The following is a 20,636-nucleotide window of genomic DNA, read 5'->3' as shown; positions in this document are numbered from 1 at the left end:
GTGACCCCATAAAAAAAGGGACCAACTAGCAATACCGGCTAGTTGGTCCCTTTTTTTATAGGGTCGGGCAATACGCGCTACTTCGGTAGCTTGCTGCTTTCCCTCACGCAAAACTGCCACAAGAACAGTTATTTCTTTGCAGACAAATAAACGCCAATCAAAATAATAAAGGCACCAAAAAATTGAACTGCAGTAAGCATTTCGTTGTCTAATAATCCCCAACAAAAAGCAACAACAGGAATCAAATACGTTACCGACGTAGCAAACACAGGTGAAGAAATTTGGATCAGTTTAAAGAATAAAATATTAGCAATTCCGGTTCCTACAACTCCAAGAACCATTATAAACAAAACGGACTCCTGCACTTTCACCTCTTGTACCACTTCAAAAAAACCAGAGAAAAACAAGACAATGAATGCTGGAACAAATAACACCACAAAATTACCCGTTGTAATACTCAACGGACTCAAATCATGCAGGTGTTTTTTAATTAAATTCACATTAACTGCATAACATATTGAAGCAATTAAAACTAGAATAGCGTAGTAATAGTTTTGTTCTGGATGATGAATCGCTCCATTCAAAATCAACAAAGCACTTCCTGCCAAGCCGATTAGAATGCCAAAAATTTGATTGCGTTTGAATTGTAATCCAAAAACCAATGCGCCTAAAATTAGAGTATTTAAAGGGGTAAGTGAGTTTAAAATCGAACTTACAGAACTATCGATCTGTGTTTGAGCAATAGCAAATAAATACGCAGGAATAAACGTTCCAAACATTGAAGTCAAAGCAATGTATTTCCATTTGACCTTTGGTATCTTTGCTAAACTTCTAAATCCTATTATCATTAAAAAAATAGCTGCGAAAAGAATGCGCAATGATCCCAATTGCAGAGCTGTCAACCCTATTAATCCTTTTTTTATCAATATAAAGGAACTTCCCCAAACTAAGGCAAGAACAACCAAGTAAACCCATTTCAACTGCTTTGACTCCATAAAGATAATTTTGGCCAAAATTGTAACTATTTTATGAATTTGTCCTTATTTTTTTAATTAATTTTACAACTCAGACTTTCTTATAACCTTTTAAATTTTCATTCTAATGAATTTCAAAAAATCAATGCTGACTGTTGTACTTGCAAGTGTTCTGTTTACAGGCTGTAAAGACAAACTAAATGAAACTGATTCAAAAGAAATAACAACAACAGACATACCACAAATTAAAAAGAAAATAGCAGCTGCCAATCTTCAAACAGCTCGTTTTTCTGTAGAAGGAATGACATGCGCGGTAGGTTGTGCTAAAACAATTCAAGAAGATTTAACGCAATTAGAAGGAGTTCAGAAAGCTACAGTCGATTTTGAAACAAAAATAGCCACGGTAACTTTTGACAAAAAAGTGCAAAATCCAGAAAAACTCACAACTGTTGTAGAAGCAGCCGCCGATGGCAAGACCTACAAGGTTACTAATATGAAGTTATAAATAGACTTTTATATTTTTACACAACAAAGCATTCTCTAAATGGGGATGCTTTTTTTGTGTTTTTTTTTGCGAGGAACGAAGCAATCACATTTAGCAATTCCGTTTCAATTATTCTTACCTAAGTTAGTGAGTTTGCTTCGTTCCTCGCATTCACTATGATTGCGTTATTGCAGACTGCAGTCTACAAACTGAAACCTGTTACTTCCATTTTAAGGTTTCCATCAATCGCTGCATGTCATTTTTGATATAACTTGCTGCTGGCATAATAGAATCGTAATTGGGTTTTGTATAAAAATAAACGGATCCAATTACAAAATGCTTGATACTGTCAGTGACATAAAATTGAGAGTTGGTTGCGGCATTTCCCTCTACTTGATAAAACATACCAAACACTTTTTTATCCGGATTTAAGTACGGTTGCTCCAAAATATCATCAGCTTTTATAACGTGTTCATAAGTTAGTTTTTGTGCATCACGCAACAGTTCATTAATGTTTTTCGTGACTGGTTTATAGGTAAGATAAATAGTTGCTTTCATTTTGGGATAGGTTATAGTAAACCCACAATCCGTTTCTTTTTTGATAATCGCATCTGAGTTCATTTCAAAAGCAAAAGGACATTCGTTTTCAAAATTCACATATTTGGCCTCTGGATAATCCAACCGTAAATAACTAGAAGGTTTGGGCAAGACATCATTCTTGCAACTAAAACTCAACATTGAAACTACTACTAGTACCGAAAAAATGATAGTTTTTTTAAACATTTATATTTATTCAAGAGTTACTTTTATTTGTTTGATTCTTTTTTGATCGACAGCTTCCACGGTAAACAGACAGTTTTGAAAAGTGATTTTTTGGTTCTTTTTGGGAAAATTACCTATAATTTCCAAAATAAAACCAGCCAAAGTTTCCGCTTCACCTTTTTTGATTTCGAATAATTCTTCATCAACATCAATTATTCTATAAAAGTCTTTTAGATTTATTTTCCCTTCAAAAAGATAATTTTTATCATCAATTTGGGAAAAATTAATGTTCTCATCGTCAAATTCGTCACTAATATCGCCTACAATTTCTTCAATTACATCTTCAAGAGAAACCAATCCTGAAGTTCCTCCATACTCATCAACAACAATTGCCAAATGGCTTTTCATGCTCTGAAAATCCTTTAATAAATTGTCTAGCTTTTTATTTTCAGGAACAAAAAACGGCTCTCGCAACAGCGACTTCCAGTCAAATTCATTGGTATTGATGTGAGGCAATAAATCTTTGACATATAAAACGCCTTCAATCTGATCTATATTGTCTCTATATACCGGAATTCTCGAGTACCCTTTTTCAATAATTTTAGGGCAAATTACGGCAAAAGATTCTTCGATTTCTAATGCAAAAATATCAATTCTAGGACTCATCACTTGTCTGGTATCGGTGTTTCCAAAACTGACAATTCCCTCTAAAATTTTTTGCTCTTCTGTTGAGGTTTCGTCTGAGGCTGTTAATTCTAATGCTTGCGAAAGCTGATCTACTGAAAAGTTTGTTTTTTGTTTTCCTAATTTGTTATGCAAATAAATAGTAGCTGCCCGCATGGGTAAACTTATTGGCGACAGCAATTTATCTAAAAAAAGAATTGGATAAACAGTTAACTTACTAAACTTCAGACTATTTCTACTAGCGTAAACTTTAGGCAATACCGCTCCAAACAATACAATTAAAAAAGTAGCCATTAGAACCTCTGACCCAAATTTAAAAAGCGTTGTGTTTAAATCTGAAAAAATGGTTTCTACAACTAAGTAAAACAATAAAATAATTGAAATATTCAAGAAATTACTAGCAATTAGTAGTGTTGCTACCAGTTTTTTTGGTTTCTCTAAAAGTGCTGCGATCATCTTCCCTTTGGAACTATTTACTTGAGTGATTGCATCAATATCTTTTTGCGACAGGGAAAACAAAGCTACTTCGGCACCGGAGACTAATCCTAAACAAAATAGCAAAACTACTATTCCAGCAATGCCAAATACAAGATTTACATCAATAGCATAAGAAAAAAATAAACTGGGCTCTGGGTCCAAATCGGTTAGGATTAATTAAACAATCAAAATGGCAAGTCATTTATAGGCAAGACATTATTTTCTGGATCAAAATTAGTATTTTTAGGGACATCAACCGCAGGAATTTGTTTGTTGTTTTCACTTTCCTTTTTGATAGTCAAGAAAGTGAATTCAGTTACTTGAATTTCGATAGTATGTTTTGTACTTCCATCCTCTGCTTGCCATTGACGCGATTTAATTCGGCCTTCTACATATATTTTATCTCCCTTGGAAAGGTATTTTTCACAAAGTTCAGCCGCTTTATTGCGTACAACTAAATTATGCCACTCTGTAGAAGTGATCTTTTCATTGGTAGTTTTGTTGATGTATACTTCATTGGTGGCCAACTGAAATCTTCCAATACAATTGCCTCCATCAAAATAATGCATTTTGATATCATCGCCAAGAAAACCAATTAGCATGACCTTATTTAATGTTCCGTTCATTTTAAATTGTGGTATTTATCAAAGGTACATTTTTTTAGAAACTCTATAATTCCTTTTCAATAAAATTATGGATCACAATTGCAAGGATTTGAAATTAGACTAAAATGAAAAAGAAACACCCAAATTTAAAAACCCCGACAAGGAACTAAACTGGGTTTGCTCAAAATAAGAATTTTGGTTTTCAACTTTTAAACGAATATTATTATCCCTTATGTTTAGAATATTAACGCCTCTTACTTTAAAATTCCAATTTTTGAATTTATATTGAATACTAGGACTTATTTCTAAAATATATTTTTGTAGTGCATTATTAGACGAAAAATGAATATACTTAGAGTCTAATTCCCAATTTAATTTTTCATTAAATACTAAACCATTTAGTTTTATAAAAGCTGTTGTTTTACCTAAAGTGTTTTTTACATTATTAGAATTATTGATTGAATTATTTACAAGATATTCTATACCAAAATTTATATTAAAATCATTCGATTTGAAGTAAGACAAGAAACTAATTTCTGCTTTATTTTGAACAGTATTAAAAGTATTACTCAAATTGTTAATGAAAGATTCCCGACTAGAGTACGATTGCAACGTTTCCAATTTTGCTGACCAAGGAATACTTTTCATTTTTTTTTCAAGCGTAAAAAACAAATACGAAGAATCATCTAAATCTACAAAATCATACTGTCTAATTGAAAGGTTGTTGGTGTTTATGGAATTGAATCCTATTTCTTTTAATTTATTAGTGTAAACCAGACCAAAAAAAGAAATAAAATTAGTTTGCAAATTCGCATAAGAACCGTTTAAACTTATTGTGTTTTTGGGCAGCATCGCATCATAAAAAATGTTGCCGTTTTTTATAATAGTTCTATAATCTTCAATAAACAAGCCAGGCATAACTTTATCTATTGAAACATTCGAAAAGTCCCTTTTGTAATTCAAACTAATATTCGCTTTCTTAGAAATCTCATAAGACAAATTAGCAAAAGGCAGAAAAGTCAGGTTGTTTTCTTTTTTAAAATCATATTGAAACTGTGCTTGAACAAACCTAAAACCCAGAGAATAATTAAATCTATAGACCTTTTTTTTACTAAAACTTGCCCCAATATAGTTTTTGGTGTTTAGTAAATTTAATTCTGAATTAAATTCCGGATTAGATTCATTCACAAAAATGTTTAACGATTCATTATTGTTAGACGAACCAGCGTTTAGACTAAAAGTTCCCCGTTCACTTTTAATGGTAAGTTTCGAATTAATCCCAAAAGAATTTGCATAGCCATCCGTTTCTTGGAAAACCGCAAAATCATCATTGAAGTTTAAGTTCAAAAAAGAATCATTTGATTCTAAATTAATATTCTTTCGGAAGCTTGTAAAATCATTAAATAAATTATATTCAAATAGATAATTACTGTTTAATTTTATTTTATGTGTAAAAAACTGACCAATATTTGTACTGGAACTTCCTTTGTTTTCATCAAAGTTAGTTCGATTTATGATTGATTGATTGTCAATAAGACTACCTTGATTGTCCTTATTATAATTTACAGTCAAGATATAATTATAATAGTTTCTTTCATTGGGTTTTGATTCAAATTGAATTTTATTTGTATTAAACAACAATGATCCTTCAACATTTGAATTTTTATCTATAACTATATCGTTACCTGCAAAAAAAGTTTGTTTTGACTTTAGAAATTCACTTTGTTTTATATAATTCAACATAGAAAATCCATGTATTTTACTCATTTTTGAAATTTTGTCGCTAAAATTTACTGAATAAAATTGAATGTCTTTTTTATTTACATTATCCGTAGAGAATAAAAACGAAGGTAAATTTTCATCAATAGTCATTGAATTAGAAGCCGTTTCATTTAATATCTCGCGTTGAACTCCTTTTTTTAATTCTAAATAATCATTGACCGTAAAAACCAGATTGTTGGTATTATTAATATCTGAAATAAAATTAACTTTAACTTTACTAGCAAAATTATAGATGTTATTGTGTTGCCTATAGCGATTCTTGTATCCATATTCGGCTTCAATATCTCCTTTGATCGTATTTTTATATGCTTCCTTTATAGAAACATTTAAAGCCGTTCTACTTGTATTATTAAATCCTACGATAGAAGAAAAATTTTGAAAATTTTTTAAAACTTCTATCTTTTCAATCATTTCAGATTTTATATTTTCGGTAGCCAGCTGATGCTGATTCCCATAGAATTCATCTCCTTCAATTAATAAATCGTCGATTTTTTTCCCCTTGTATTTTATCTTACCGTTGCCGTCTATGCTAAGTCCTGGGAGTTTTTTTAGGACATCTTTTAGCTTTTGCTCGGATCCGTTAAGTAGTCGTTTTAGATTAAATGTTATAGTATCATTCTTTTCAGCAACATCCCGAAAATCAGCTTTAATGATAACCTCTTTCATGGCTACAACATCATTTTTTAAAATAATGTTTTTATCAATAATTGAACTATTACCATCCGTATTAAATGCAAAAACGAACGTTTTATATCCCAAAAAGCTTGCCTTGAGTATAAAGTTTTTAGTTTCTGCATCAGGACAAACCAATTCAAATTGACCCAAATTACTGGATTGTTTGAAATCTATAAGTACATTATCCAGTTTATTATACAATAGAACATTTACAAGTGATACTGGATTTTGCAATGAATCTTTTATTGTTCCTCTTATACTAGTTTGGCTTTGAATTTGGAGAAATGAAAAAATGAAAAAAAATAATATGATCCGCATAAAAATTGTTGCCTATCTAATAATAGTTGTAGTTCTTGTGGTCGTTGTATTACCATTTACAGTAGTTTTAGTACTCGATTTCAATTTACTAATTTCTACCTTAGCATAATTTTCCACTTCTGCCATAGTAACGGTTTCTTTTGGCATTTCTGGTTTCACTATCACTATTGGAGTCTTTTCAATTTTCACTGTAGTAGCATACGTCTCATAATATGCCGTGCCAAGATACAATATAAGTCCCGGAAGTCCATCAAATTTATCTGGTCCCGCATTTATTGCGATATCCTCCGTAAACCAAGCCGTAAAATAGTAACCAAAGGCATCAGATGTCGCTTTTTTACAAGTAAATCCATTTATTTCTTTAGTCTCTTCAGTAATTAGCCAATTCCACTTTAGTAAATTGTCCTTTCCATAAAAATCTTTACCATTATAAAAATTAAATAGTAACTCATTCTTATTTAAATCTTTATAATACCACTTTTCTATAAATTTATTCGTCACTCTATGTAAAAACTCTTTTTTATGATTCGCATCTCCTTCAGTCACCTCCTCTGAAATACTTTTTTCAGATTTGTCAATGTTATTTGTTTCTGTACTGTTTTTATAAAGTGAAATACCGTTGTTATATTGCAAAATATAATTGTAGGACTCTAAAGCTTGTTTCCTTGCAAATTCTGGCATGGCTTCAAATCTTTCTTTACTAATAATTCTTTTTTCAGAATAATTTACAATTACAGTTTGTGAGTAACTCATAAAAGAAAGAAAGAAGAAAAGCACTAAATTTTTTATTTTCATTTTTATCTGGAATAATAAAAAGCAAATTGTATTTTAAGAACAATTTGCTTTTCTGATTTAATTTAAAAATTTAATTAATTCTAGTAACAAGTTACTGTTGTTTCAACTTCATATTGATCGTATAGGTTACCATCCATAAGTCGGACAGTGCCAACATACCAATAATTTGTTCGTGTTATACAAAATTCAAAGAGGAGATTTTCAGTTTCACCTTCTTTTGAAACTGTGATTCCCTTTGTTTCGACAACTTCGCTTTTATCAAAAATAATAGTATTTGACTCAACCTCATTTGCACTAGCAAATAAAGAAACAAATAAAAATGCGAATAAAAAAATAGTTTTTTTCATTTTAAAAAGTTTAAATTAATGATTAGGTTAATTTGGTATACCAAACACAAATCAATAAAAAAAAAAAACATACTCGCAAGTTTTTTCCTAAAAATTTTAAATTTAATTAAAAATTTAATTTTCTGACTATCATTAAAATACTCAAAATAGGTAAGAAACATCCGTTATTGCTAAGTTCGCAAATCCTTTTCAATAAAATTATGGATCACAATTGGAAACGGAAAAGTTCTCAATGTTTTCAGATCAATCCCGCCTGCCACGATTCCTTTTACAGCAAGTTTCCAAAACTTGATATGCAAATGTTGGTGTGACAATTTATGAAGAATACTTTTTTCGTTGTATTCTAGCAAACTCTTAACTTGATAATGATCCCTAAAATTGGTTTGTAAATGCACTGTAACAGCATCAAAATCTTCTTCCTTCTCCGTCTCTATCAAAGGAAACTCGTATAAGTTGTGCCAAATTCCTTTATCCGTTCTTTTCTGGACAATTGTATTTCCAGTTTCGTCTTCAAGAACCAAGTAATTAAAGTATCGATTCCTAACTTTCAGTTTTTTGGACTTTACAGGCAATTGATCGACTTTGTTTTTTTGCAAAGCAGCGCAACTTTCGTTAAAAATACAAATACTGCAATCGGGACTTTTAGGAACACATTGCAAAGCACCAAACTCCATAATAGCCTGATTGAAAATGGCAGGGTTGTCTTTTGGCATGACTTCGAAAGCCAAAGCAGCGAATTCCTTTTTGGCGGGAGCCTGAGCAATATCAGTCTCTACATCAAAATAGCGAGACAAAACCCGAAAAACATTTCCATCAACAACAGGAACCGCTTCATTATAGGAAAAAGATGCAATTGCAGCAGCAGTATATTCGCCAACCCCTTTTAATTTTAATAAATCAATATAGGTTTCTGGGAATACCCCTGATAACTCAGAGGCTACGTATTGAGCTGTTTTATGTAAATTACGTGCTCTAGAATAATATCCTAATCCTTGCCATAATTTTAACACTTGTTCTTCACTTGCCTCAGCGAGATCAAAAACAGTGGGAAATGCAGTTGTGAAAGACAAAAAATAAGGCATTCCTTGTGCAACACGCGTTTGTTGCAACATGATTTCAGAGAGCCAAATGGGGTATGGATTGGTAGTATTTCTCCAAGGCAAATCGCGTTTATTTTGTAAATACCATTGAATGAGCGCTTTAGAAAAAATCATGTTTTAATTATTTGTTAGCAAAAGTAAAAGTTTAGTTGATTAAAATTTAATGAATTAGCTTGAATAATTGTTTTTTAAATTCCTATATTTGCAACCTCAAAAAAATAGTACAACATTATAAATAGGAAAGAAAATGACGAAAGCAGATATCGTGGCAAAAATTTCAGAAAAATTAGGTCTTGAAAAAGGAGATGTACAGGCGACTGTAGAGACTTTTATGAATGAAGTAAAAAATTCATTAGAAACTGGAGACAATGTATATTTAAGAGGTTTTGGGAGTTTTATAGTGAAGACTAGAGCAGAGAAAACAGGAAGAAATATTTCTAAGAATACTACAATAAAAATTCCTGCACACAATATTCCTGCGTTCAAACCTGCAAAAGTTTTTGTAGAGGGAGTGAAAATAAATAACGAAGCAAAATAACAATATTAATTAATCATAAAATCTACAAGATATGCCAAGTGGTAAAAAAAGAAAGAGACATAAGGTAGCAACGCACAAACGTAAGAAAAGAGCGAGAGCTAACCGTCACAAAAAGAAAAAGTAGTTTTAAACTACTTTTTTCTTTTTAAAAGTTCATTGAAATTGAAAATTAGTAATAAGTCTTCAGCTTTAAGTATTCAGTTACCTGCGTACGTACAACTGCAAAATGCCAGCTAATTTTCCCCGGGTACAATACCTGTTAAAATATTGTTTAATCCATTTGTTCGCCTCGGCGAATAGATAAAAAATTTACATTGTGAATAAAGAATTAATCATTAGATCTAGTTCTGAAGCAGTAGATTTTGCCTTATTAAAAGATGGAAAACTAATTGAATTACACAAAGAAGAAGAAAAAAGCAACTTCCAAGTTGGTGATATTTTTATCGCTAAAATCAGAAAACCAGTTGCCGGACTTAACGCTGCTTTTGTAAATGTAGGCTTCGAAAAAGACGCCTTTTTACACTATCATGATTTAGGACCTAATCTAGCTTCCCAGCTGAAATTCATAAAACTTGTAAGCGCAGGTAAATTAAAAGATTTCTCCCTAAAAAACTTTCAGTTTGAAAAAGAAATAGACAAAGATGGCACCATTACTGATGTTTTGAGTTCCAATCAATCTGTTTTAGTACAAGTCGTCAAAGAACCTATATCTACAAAAGGACCAAGAATTAGCGCTGAGCTTTCTCTTGCCGGAAGATTTATAGTTTTGGTTCCGTTTTCTGACCGTGTTTCTATTTCACAAAAAATAGAAGACAAAAAAGAAAAAGAACGTTTGAAACGATTAGTACAATCCATCAAACCAAAAGGATTTGGTGTTATTGTTCGCACAGTAGCCGAAGGCAAAAATACAGCCGAATTAGAAAAAGATTTGCAGAACCTGCTCAGCAGATGGACTGCAATGTGTAAAAAATTACCAACTGCTCAGCATCCGTCCAAAGTATTAGGAGAACTCAACAGAGCTTCTTCAATATTAAGAGACGTTTTCAACGATACCTTCAGCGGTATTCAGATAGATGACGAAGAGTTGTACAACCAAACAAAGGATTACCTGCAAGAAATTGCACCATCCAAACAATCAATTGTTAAGTTTTATCAATCAAAAGACACACCTATTTTTGAGAAATACAACATAGAGAGACAAATCAAAACTTCTTTTGGAAAAACAGTATCCATGAGTAAAGGAGCGTATCTTATTATCGAACACACTGAAGCTTTGCACGTTATAGACGTAAACAGCGGAAACCGTTCTAATAAAGCCACCAACCAGGAAGATACCGCCATGGAAGTCAATATGATTGCAGCTGCCGAAATCGCAAGACAATTACGTCTTCGTGATATGGGCGGAATCATCGTAGTTGATTTTATCGATATGTCAAATCCTGAAAATCGCAAAGTGTTGTTCGATTTCTTGAAAGAAGAAATGAGCGATGATAAAGCAAAACACAAGATCTTGCCTCCTAGTAAATTTGGATTAGTTCAAATTACAAGACAAAGAGTAAGACCAGAAGTAAATATTAAAACTAGAGAAGAGGATCCAAACAATGAAAGCGGCGAAATTGAAGCGCCAATTCAAATCATTGATAAAATCGCTTTCGATCTAGAAAGAGTATTAAAAAACCACAAAGATGTTGTGCTTAATGTACATCCTTTTGTGGCCGCATACCTTACCAAAGGTTTTCCATCATTACGTTCAAAATGGTTTCTTGAACATAAAAAATGGGTGAAAATTATACCTCGTGATGCTTACACGTACCTAGAATATCATTTCTACGACAAAAAAGAAAATGCTGTCATAGATTAAAACAAAACTCCTCAAGAAATTGGGGAGTTTTTTTTTGCTGTTTTTTTAGGAGCTATTCCAGCTATCCGCTATATCTTTAATCAAGTAACCAGCTTTTAAGGCTGGCAACTTGATTAAAGGATGCCGCTACTATCTGGGCTAGGAGAATCAATTTCAAAAGAATATTCTCTAGTAAATGATATTCAGAATTTAAAAAGCTACTCTCTTACAATCTCAATCTTCCTCCGAATTTCGTTTCCAAATTCATCCACCACAGTAATGTAATGAAATCCTGTTGTTGCCGAAATAGGCATTTCATGAAAGGTTTTGGTTCTGCCTTTGAAAACATTATCAACATACCAAAACAGCTTACTTTCCCGTTGCGAATGCGCTACTTTTAAAATCACGGGCTGAACCTCGCTATTAAAATTCTTGGTAAGATAGATTTTGCTGTTTGTTTTTGGATAAATAAAATCCATTGTAGCCGTTTGTGTTCCCATACAATCACTTCTGAACGGTGGTAACGGCAAATACTCTATATGCTGACTTTTGTAATACCAAGCCATCACAGGTGGCAAAATAAACCAGGTTTTTGTCACTATTTTTTCTATGTTTTCGCAACTGCTGTTGACCTGAAATTGCAGTGATTTATCCAAATGCACCGTTTTGTGATACGGACAAATCGAAGTATTTTTTCCTTTCTTCGGAACGAGTTGTTTTATTGTTGGACAACCGTCTTTGGCCAAATGACCGCTTAAAGTACACACTTCAACTTCCTCTAAATCCTTAATTGGCGTATCAAACCATCGTTGTCTAGGCAATAAATTAAAAATATCAAATAAAATAGGCGCTGCACTGGTGACTCCCGTCAATGTGGGCCTACCCTCGCCTGTTGCGTTACCCACCCACACACCTACCACATATCTCGCATTGGTACCTATCGCCCACGCATCACGATTCCCGAAACTTGTCCCCGTTTTCCAAGCAATCTTGAGTGAACTGTCATAAAATTTCCAGGCCTCATCTCCTTCAGGGCGATTGACTTGCTCCATTGCGTTATACGTGAGCCAAATTGAACCTGCTCCTAAGATGTTCTTTTGCTTGGATTTATCGCCAAAATCAACTTGTAAATTATCATCGAAATTCAGCTCTGCAAATTCATTAGTTCTGTAAAGCCCTTGATTCGTATTAAAATAATTCAAAGTCGAAGATAAACCTGCGTAAGTTCTACACAAATCCCATAAATTACTTTCGGCACCACCCAAAATAAGTGACAAGCCATAATGATCAGGCGATTTTGAAATATCCCGTAATTTAAATCGCTGCAATTCTTCGTAAAATTTGTTCACTCCAAAATCCTGTAACATTAATACAGAAGGAATATTCAACGATCGCGCTAATGCCCGATGGGCAGGAACTGCTCCGTCAAATGTGAGGTTGAAATTCTGAGGCGTATAGCCAGCAATCTGCGTTGGGATATCTGCAACTAGCGTATTCGGCAATAGCTCCCCATCGTCTAGCATACCTGCGTATAAAAGCGGTTTTAGAATACTTCCTGTACTTCTTGGCGCATCGATAATATCGACATCTTTTTGATGATTCCCATCCGTTGGCGAGTTGCCCACATAACTCATCACTTTTCTATTGGACACATCGATAACTAAAATAGCCAAATTATGCACTTCATTTTGCTTATATTGATTGTAATAATACTTTGCAATTTGATTGACCCTGTTTTGCAACCCAATTTCTACTGTCGTTTTTACCCGATTTCCTTCCTGATTCTTGGCAACACGTTGCAATAAATGAGGGGCAATTTGTGGTAAATCATATGGTTTTTGAGGCAAAGGTTCGTTTATAGACAGCTCATACGTTTGCTTGTCGATTACTCCTTCTTGGTTTAATTTCAACAAAAGTCGGTTGCGTTTACTCAATAATTTAACTTGGTTTTTTCCGGGATAAATTAAACTGGGCGCATTAGGTAAAACAGCTAAAGTTGCACTCTCGGCCCATGACAATTGATGGGATTGCACGCCAAAATACCGCCAAGAAGCCATTTCGAGACCTACAACATTTCCACCAAAAGGGGCGTGAGAAGCATACAATTCTAAAATGTCGTTTTTAGAATACCCCAATTCTAATCGGGTGGCGAGAATGAGTTCGATTATTTTCTCAAAATAAGTTCGTCCTTTTCCGTTTCTGGACAAGCGAATGACTTGTTGTGTCAAAGTACTTCCACCTCGAACGACTTTGCCTGCTTTTCGGTTTTGCTGAAAAGCATTGACCATCGCCACAGGATTGAACCCTGGATGTTTATAGAAATATTCGTCTTCAAAATAAACAATACACTTTTTAAACTTATCGGGAACACTGTCTTGAGCAGGAAATCGCCATTGCCCGTCAAGAGCAATTTTGGCGCCAAGCAACTCGCCTTCTTTACTTTCAATCACCGTAGAATAGGGTTCTTGAAACAAAATTCGGGGCAACGAAAAATAATAAACCACCAAAAGTAAAAAGACTATTGATGATTTTATTTTATTTTGTTTTATCCAACTGATGATGCGTTGTAGGAACGCTATGAGTTTGTTTTTCAAAATGAAATTTGTTTGTTTTATCCTAACAGGTTTCCAAAACCTGTTAGGTATATTTTCCCCCTCTAAAAGAAAATTAAATTTACATAAACCATACTGTTGAATACCTAACAGGTTTTGAAAACCTGTTAGGATATATAAAACTCAATCATACTGACATGACTAATTTATCCATTTAGATGTACTTTGATATGAATTTACAGTTCTAACTAATAAATAACAGGTTTTAGAAACCTGTTAGGATAAACAACCTAAGTATCCATTTTATCAATCATATCAATTACCCCTTCATAAACTAATCTTCTTTCATTATGATAAACCTTAAAATTCTCCAGACCTCCAAATAGTTCGAGAATGAAATCTCTATCAATATTTGTTTCTTTATTTGACAAATAAGAACGGTATGATGAATGCAAATACGTTTCGAATGATTCAGTAAATTTATGTTTTACAGGATTTAAATGAACATACACTATCAATTGTTTCAAATACGCTTCATTTTCGATTCTATTTCTTTGCAAATGCTCTTGAAATAAACTTCCTGTTCTGCTATAAGAAGTATTGATACTTTTGGCATAGGAATTAAAAAAGTTAGAAAAAGGCACATGAATTTTCTCTTTTAATTTTTCTGGCAACTCTTCCTTGTCTTTAATTCTTATGACAATATGAAAATGATTCTTGAGTAAACAGTAAGCATAAACATCTGCAATTGGTAAAAGATATTTCTTCATTTTCTCAAGAAAATAATTATAGTTTTTCTCCTCAATAAAAATATTCTCCTTGTTATTTCCTCTATTGTATATGTGATAATATTGACCTGATTCGAAAATATCTTTTTCCATAGCTAATACCCTTTTTTATCATCCTAACAGGTTTCCAAAACCTGTTAGGTATAATTTCATCCTAAAAACAAAAACCCTTTAAACTTTTGTAATATGTAACAGGTTTTGGAAACCTGTTAGGATGCGTGCTATTTCACCACTTGTACCCAAAACCCTTTCGTTCTTGCCAAAAATGTATTATCATACATTGCTTCGCATTGTAATCCAGGCAGATAATAGGTTCCAAGATAAGAAGCATTTAGCAATATTTTAAACGTTTTTACTTCTCCCGCTTTCAATCCAAAATAGAAATTAGTTCTATCATCACGAATATCAATATAATCAGCTACGTTATTGGTTGCATCCCCATAATCTGTAAAACGGGTATTTACAATCTCGAAACCAGAAGGCAAAATTTGTGACAATGCCACATTTTCTACACGCTCATTCTTTAGGTTTTTAACCGTGACCTCAGCAACAAATTCAGTTCCTTGATTAATTTTAGACACATTGATAACGCTTCCTTTTCTGTTTTTGAAAACAATAGACGCTGAAGCATTACTCTGAATCGCTTTTTCTTGTCCAATTGGAAGAATTCCGGTGTTCAACACACGAACAAACAATCTATTCTTTCTATTGTTTTTTAAAGTCACACTATTCGAACCCGTTTTGACAACCAAACTTCTGTCTGCTATGGTTTTCATCGTTTTAATTGATTGTGTTTTTCCGTCTTTACTAAACTGGACATCGATTCCTTTCGGACCATTACTTACAGAAAACTTAGCCATTGCATACAATCCATACGCCGTAGTTTGCGTACTCATCCACTGGTCGCTTGACATATTTTTGGCCAATTTTGTTGCCATCACAAATGCTTTTTGCTTTTGCCCAAGCAATAACAATGTTTCGAGAGCCATGGCACGATTCCTATCGGCAGATCCATAATAGTAATAATTATAATTAGAATTATCATCTATTGAAGTATTCAGCAACAACGTCAAACCTGCTGATTTTTGTCCCGCTAATACATAAGCCGAAGCCAAACACAATTTACTTTCGTTTGAAATTCCTTTGGTTTCACGCAATCTGTTCATCGAAGACAAATCGGGCGCTCCCACCAAAGCTAATGTGTATAAGCGATACGATTGTGCTAAATCATTTCCATAATTCGGCATAAATCGCCACTGTTTGGCTTCTTTTTGCTGATACGAAATCCATTTGGTTTTGAAATTGATCGGTAAAAAATATCCTTTTTTCTCTGCTTCAATCATAAAATGTCCTGCATATGAAGTGCTCCAATCATCAGCTACGGTTCCACCTTGCCAGTATGCCATTCCACCATTCGATAATTGAAAACCTCCCAAACGAGTAATTCCTGCGGTCACATTTTTTTGAATTAATTGCTGACGCGTAGCATCCAAATCGACAATCTCATTCAGATACAATTGTGGAAAAACAGACGAAGTCGTTTGCTCCACACAACCGTGGGGATATTGAATCAGATATTGTAATCGTCCGTTTAAATTGATGGTTGGCATTGAGGAAACCTCCAGTTTTGCTTTATTACTTCCCGCAACACCAAACGTTTTCCATGAAATAGTTTTAGTACTATTCGGTTCCAAAATCACATCAGTAAATGTATTGGTCACTGGATTCGGATTAGTCATGTCAATCTCTACATCATACACTGATTTTTCCGTGCCAGAAGTCGCTATAATTTGCACTTTCCCAATTCCTGTTGTAGCACCGACAACCAAATTGAAATAGGCCATTTTTTCGTCAGGCTGAGCGAATGACAATTTTTGAGCGGCACTTCCTATAACTTTTAATCCGTTGTTCGTTTTAATCTGAACCGTTACATTTTTGATGTTTTTTTCCATGGCAAAAATGGTAACTGGAATCGTTACTTTCTCAGATGGAGAGATTTTTCTTGGCAACGAAGCCAAAACCATTAACGGACTGCGAACCGGAGTTGCTTTTTCGGCACTTCCATATGCGCTTGTAGTCGCATCACCAGCTACGATCATTGTCTTTACGGAACCAATGTACTTCGGTAATTTCACCTGGTGGGTTTTAGTTTGTCCTTTTTCCAATTTAAAAGGTCCCATATAAATTACAACTGGTTTGAAACGATTGGCTTTTTTGGCTTTTCCACCACCCAAATCTTGGTCACCACCAATACTGAAAATCTGATTTACTTTTCCGCCATACGCTCCAATCACATCATCATAAATATCCCAAGTTTTTACACCCAAAGCTTCGCGAACATAAAAACTATCCCAAGCATTTGGCGCTTTGAAACGGGTTAAATCCAATAATCCTTCATCCACAATGGCAATGGTGTAGGTCATTGCTTTTCCGGATTGCTCACTCACTTTTATAGGGAATGATTGCTCGGGACGCAACACATCTGGCATTACTAATTTAGGAGCTAGGATGGTGTTTTTATCAACTACTTCAATGGGCACAATTCCATACATTCTTATTGGCAAATCATTTTTAGTTGAAGCGTGTGGTTGCAACAGCGTAATATTGAAATACACATTTGGAGCCATAGCAGCCGTAATCGGAATGGTAACTTTGGTTTCTCCTTTTTGGGTCTTCGCCCAAAGCGTTTGTACCACTTTCGAGCCATTTTCGATAGAGATAAAAGCTCGCCCTCCTGCACTTGATGGGAACGAAATTTGAGCATTTTCGCCCACAGCATACTTCTCCTTATCGGTTGAAAACACTAACATATTGGCCGTAGCAGCATCTGTATTTCTAGTTTTTCCAGACCATGTTGGCCAATCGATATTTACCGTCAAAGCCGTTGCGTGACCGCCAACCTGATCCGAAACCCGAATTATATAACGTCCCCACTCTTCATCAGTCAAGACAAAACGTACATTTCCTCTTCCGTTAGCATCGGTATTGATTATAAAGGTTTTGTATGAAGTCGTTGCATTATCAGCGTTATAATTCGATAAATTATCGCTAGACGCATCCCACCACCAACGCCATTCTACTTTATACACTTTTACTTCCAGATTTTTAACTGACTTTGGTCTTCCGTTTTCATCGACCGTAACTACATCAAATTGGTTCATGGTACGGGTTTCTAGCATTCCGTATTTGTTGGGCTCAGGTGACTTTATCCCCACATAAGTACTGTACGGAGAATAGGTCGTCGCTATGACATCAGTACTAAAATCGCCACCTTCTTCATACACTTTGGTAATAAACGACGCTTTCAACATTCCTGGTGCTTCAGCTTGTATTTTCGGGTCTATCGTAGCATTCGCTTTTCCATTACCATCTAATTTTCCGGAGAAAACAGTAACTTCTTCGGTGCTGAATTTTCGAACCAAATCATCAAAAATATACTTGTCATAATTCTTAAAAGTTGTAGTTTGTTGCGAAAATTTGGCTTGCATTTCAACGTTCAAATTTTTGGTCACAGCGCCATGAAGCCAAGCCACTTCAAGGTTGCTCGTATTGGGATAAGCCGAAGAAAGTATAGCTCGTTTGAAAGTGTTTTTGATTTTCAAACGATTGGGTTTGATGGTTTCAATTTTTATACTTTTATAAAACTTAGCACCACCCACGCTAACCATTGCTTCCCAATTTCCAGTAGGCGCATCATTTTCTGTTGGAACTGTAAACGCATAATGATTCCATTCATTCGATTTTTGAACCGTTTGATACGTTACTTTTCCATTTGGATCGGTTAGTCTAAATTTTATAGGGTGTCCTAGTGGAATTTTATTCGAAGCATCATTCAAAATGAAGGACAAATACAAATTATCCCCAGGACGCCAAACGCCTCGTTCACCATAAATGAATCCTTTAAGTCCTTTCTGTAAAGTCTCGCCAGAGACATTAAAATTACTTACGGACAGTGAATTCCCGTCGTCTAATTTAACATAAGTAGACTCCGTGCCTTGCGTTACAATAGCAAAATAGGCAAATTTATCCAACTGAAAAGTCGCAATTCCATCGCTATTGGTAGTTCCTGTAGTTATTTTTTGCTGCTGAAAAGTATATAAATCTACTCTTGCATTTGTAACTGGCTCCGTGGTGACAATATTATTTACGGCAAACAAATACGATTTATTTTCGCCTCTTTTAGCAATTACACCCAAATCAGTAGCCAGAATATTAGTTGCTATTTTAGCATTATAAAAATAAGAACTCGAGCAAGGATCCTGACTTTCTCGCCATTCGTAATCATCGTAGTAATAATCATCATAAGAGTTTCCGCTGTAATTGACATCATTCTCATCAACCTCTTCTTCCTCTTCGGTTGAATCCTCATCAGCGGTTTCGCATTTGTACAAAGAATATTTTTTCTTGTAAACAAACTCTACTCGATAAATCGCGCCTGGTTCAGGAGTAATAATTTTAGATAAATCGAGAGCAAAAGTGTTCCACTTACTTAGATTTAGCAATGTATTTTCTTTTAAATTCAGAGTTGATTTGGCAATAGGTTGCGCCACTCTTTTTAGGTTTTGACTGCCATTGAGCTCGTTGTATTGCAAAAACTGCATGATGTTATTTTTATAAATTTTATACACTTTTACATCAACAGCACTAAGGTTTACAGCCTCAAAATTGAGTTTTAAGTTATTAGAACTTGGCAGAATTGTTCCGTTTTTAATAAACCGAATGCTTGGCTTTATTTCATCAAATGATATTTTCTCAGCGTAATTCTCACTTAACTTTCCACCGTATTCACTTTCTATTCCCTGAAAAACTTCCAGCAAGAGTTCCCCTGTAAGCTTTTGCAAATCCACAACTGGCTCAGGCTCCATAACGGCAACTTCTTCAGGTTCCTCAACCAAAGCACTATCAACAGCGACAGCCGAAGTATCAACAGTTACAATTGCTGCAACTGCTTCTGGAGCAACTTCAAAAGGTTTTTGAACGGGTACTTCATTACTAAAATAAACTTTCAACACATTTCCTTGTACAGAAAACTTTAAATTATTGGTGTTCTGAATGGCAACCAATCCTTTAAAATCTTGTCCTTTTTCTAAGGGTTCCGAAAAATTAATAGACACCGTTTGATTATCTCCTTCTTGAATTTCTGTCTTAACTATTTTAAACTCTTTCAATGCCGTAATCGGGAAATCGATAGTCCCTTTTTGATCGATATCAAAATCACTTCCGTCGTATTTTATCTCCAAATTGCTTTTAAATTCCAATCGTTGAATGCTGTCAATTCGGAACTTAAATTCTTTTCCAACTACATTGGTTTTTTCGAAAACAATTTTCAAATCGCTTCCGTTATGTTCGGCTTCTATCAATTTTTTAGCAGTTTCCAAATCGATATTGTCTGCAGTTTTGAGCACACCATTCAAGTATTGATATTCTTGGCTGTAGGATTGAAGATCTAGGGTATTAACAACAAAATCCTGTTTTATAGTTTTTACCGTAAAGTTGAAATTGGAAAGTGTTTTATCTTTTTCGGCAACCTTTGGATTCAGTTGATCCAAATGCAAAGTCACTTGATATTCCGTACCCGATTCCAGCTTTTTCTCGGGAATAAAAGCAATCGTATTAGTTGAAAGGGCAATTACTTTTCCGTCTACACTAGGAGAAATTGTAAACAAATCGTTATCTAAAACCTCATTGACTTTCCATTCTTTTTTATCAAAAGCCAAAACTACCCTAATATCAGATTCTGAAGAGACAATTCCTCCCGTAAAACTGACGATAAACTCTTTGAATAATGAAAAATCTGAATTAAAATCGGCGGCTGATTTTCTGCCACACGCTTGAAACAAAAAAAACACACAAAACACGTAAATTAATCCTTTTGTTTTCACTTTTAGCTAGAGTTAATGGGTTATAAATTAAAT

The 20,636-nt window shown here is 34.1% G+C and carries 14 protein-coding genes; 3 read left to right on the top strand and 11 right to left on the bottom strand.

The genetic code is table 11. The annotated features are described in order from the left end of the window. Positions 1-128: 128 nt before the first annotated feature. Entirely contained in the window at positions 129-995 is an 867-nt protein-coding gene (locus tag ACNQGO_RS00610) for a DMT family transporter (protein ID WP_417983857.1), read from the bottom strand. 106 nt (positions 996-1,101) lie between these two features. On the opposite strand from ACNQGO_RS00610, the gene ACNQGO_RS00605 reads away from it, so the two are divergent. Then, the gene (locus ACNQGO_RS00605) at positions 1,102-1,479 is read left to right on the top strand and encodes a heavy-metal-associated domain-containing protein (RefSeq protein WP_417983856.1); all 378 of its coding nucleotides are present in this window, start codon (positions 1,102-1,104) and stop codon (positions 1,477-1,479) included. Between the two features lie 198 nt (positions 1,480-1,677). Here ACNQGO_RS00605 and gldD read toward each other — a convergent pair whose 3' ends face one another. The 7 genes from gldD to mutY all read right to left on the bottom strand — a co-directional run bounded on the left by gldD (position 1,678) and on the right by mutY (position 9,117). Continuing rightward, entirely contained in the window at positions 1,678-2,241 is a 564-nt protein-coding gene (gene gldD / locus ACNQGO_RS00600; protein ID WP_417983855.1) for a gliding motility lipoprotein GldD, read from the bottom strand. Between the two features lie 6 nt (positions 2,242-2,247). Then, positions 2,248-3,543 carry a gliding motility-associated protein GldE gene (locus ACNQGO_RS00595; protein ID WP_417969868.1) on the bottom strand — a complete coding sequence of 432 codons (1,296 nt, stop codon included), beginning with the start codon at positions 3,541-3,543 and terminating at the stop codon, positions 2,248-2,250. Positions 3,544-3,566: 23 nt separating this feature from the next. Then, a complete protein-coding gene (locus tag ACNQGO_RS00590) occupies positions 3,567-4,007 on the bottom strand; it encodes a single-stranded DNA-binding protein (RefSeq protein ID WP_417969866.1) in 441 nt (146 codons plus the stop codon). A 99-nt stretch (positions 4,008-4,106) separates the two neighbouring features. Then, positions 4,107-6,677, bottom strand: coding sequence for a hypothetical protein (locus ACNQGO_RS00585; RefSeq protein ID WP_417983854.1), 2,571 nt, complete (start codon positions 6,675-6,677; stop codon positions 4,107-4,109). 96 nt (positions 6,678-6,773) lie between these two features. Further along, on the bottom strand, positions 6,774-7,556 hold the full coding sequence (locus ACNQGO_RS00580; RefSeq protein ID WP_309757510.1) for a GLPGLI family protein: 783 nt from the start codon (positions 7,554-7,556) through the stop codon (positions 6,774-6,776). Positions 7,557-7,636: 80 nt separating this feature from the next. Next, positions 7,637-7,903: a hypothetical protein gene (locus ACNQGO_RS00575; RefSeq protein WP_417983853.1), complete on the bottom strand. Its 267-nt coding sequence runs from the start codon at positions 7,901-7,903 to the stop codon at positions 7,637-7,639. A gap of 170 nt (positions 7,904-8,073) precedes the next feature. Further along, on the bottom strand, positions 8,074-9,117 hold the full coding sequence (mutY, locus tag ACNQGO_RS00570) for an A/G-specific adenine glycosylase (protein ID WP_417983852.1): 1,044 nt from the start codon (positions 9,115-9,117) through the stop codon (positions 8,074-8,076). Between the two features lie 133 nt (positions 9,118-9,250). Between mutY and ACNQGO_RS00565 the strand changes: the two genes are divergently transcribed. Continuing rightward, positions 9,251-9,541: an HU family DNA-binding protein gene (locus tag ACNQGO_RS00565; RefSeq protein WP_016989051.1), complete on the top strand. Its 291-nt coding sequence runs from the start codon at positions 9,251-9,253 to the stop codon at positions 9,539-9,541. Positions 9,542-9,857: 316 nt separating this feature from the next. Next, complete coding sequence (locus ACNQGO_RS00560) at positions 9,858-11,402, top strand: Rne/Rng family ribonuclease (protein WP_417946615.1); 1,545 nt, start codon at positions 9,858-9,860, stop codon at positions 11,400-11,402. 197 nt (positions 11,403-11,599) lie between these two features. Here ACNQGO_RS00560 and pbpC read toward each other — a convergent pair whose 3' ends face one another. The 3 genes from pbpC to ACNQGO_RS00545 all read right to left on the bottom strand — a co-directional run bounded on the left by pbpC (position 11,600) and on the right by ACNQGO_RS00545 (position 20,603). Beyond that, positions 11,600-13,975 (bottom strand): penicillin-binding protein 1C, encoded by a 2,376-nt coding sequence (pbpC, locus tag ACNQGO_RS00555; RefSeq protein WP_417983851.1) that lies wholly within the window; start codon positions 13,973-13,975, stop codon positions 11,600-11,602. A gap of 248 nt (positions 13,976-14,223) precedes the next feature. Further along, positions 14,224-14,814, bottom strand: a complete 591-nt coding sequence (locus ACNQGO_RS00550) for a transposase (RefSeq protein WP_417947681.1) — start codon at positions 14,812-14,814, stop codon at positions 14,224-14,226. A 128-nt stretch (positions 14,815-14,942) separates the two neighbouring features. Continuing rightward, positions 14,943-20,603, bottom strand: coding sequence for an alpha-2-macroglobulin family protein (locus tag ACNQGO_RS00545; protein WP_417983850.1), 5,661 nt, complete (start codon positions 20,601-20,603; stop codon positions 14,943-14,945). Between the last annotated feature and the right edge of the window lie 33 nt (positions 20,604-20,636).

It is taken from the genome of Flavobacterium frigidum, from assembly GCF_048286735.1.
Lineage (GTDB): Bacteria > Bacteroidota > Bacteroidia > Flavobacteriales > Flavobacteriaceae > Flavobacterium.
The sequence above is the reverse complement of the archived record's forward strand: the minus strand, read 5'-3'. Positions and strand labels throughout refer to the sequence as shown.

Bases quoted from the DNA above. Each gene is read 5' to 3' on its own strand.
- ACNQGO_RS00610 (WP_417983857.1), bottom strand. From the start codon at position 995: ATGGAGTCAAAGCAGTTGAAATGGGTTTACTTGGTTGTTCTTGCCTTA.
- ACNQGO_RS00605 (WP_417983856.1), top strand. From the start codon at position 1,102: ATGAATTTCAAAAAATCAATGCTGACTGTTGTACTTGCAAGTGTTCTG.
- gldD (WP_417983855.1), bottom strand. From the start codon at position 2,241: ATGTTTAAAAAAACTATCATTTTTTCGGTACTAGTAGTAGTTTCAATG.
- ACNQGO_RS00590 (WP_417969866.1), bottom strand. From the start codon at position 4,007: ATGAACGGAACATTAAATAAGGTCATGCTAATTGGTTTTCTTGGCGAT.
- ACNQGO_RS00580 (WP_309757510.1), bottom strand. From the start codon at position 7,556: ATGAAAATAAAAAATTTAGTGCTTTTCTTCTTTCTTTCTTTTATGAGT.
- ACNQGO_RS00575 (WP_417983853.1), bottom strand. From the start codon at position 7,903: ATGAAAAAAACTATTTTTTTATTCGCATTTTTATTTGTTTCTTTATTT.
- mutY (WP_417983852.1), bottom strand. From the start codon at position 9,117: ATGATTTTTTCTAAAGCGCTCATTCAATGGTATTTACAAAATAAACGC.
- ACNQGO_RS00565 (WP_016989051.1), top strand. From the start codon at position 9,251: ATGACGAAAGCAGATATCGTGGCAAAAATTTCAGAAAAATTAGGTCTT.
- ACNQGO_RS00550 (WP_417947681.1), bottom strand. From the start codon at position 14,814: ATGGAAAAAGATATTTTCGAATCAGGTCAATATTATCACATATACAAT.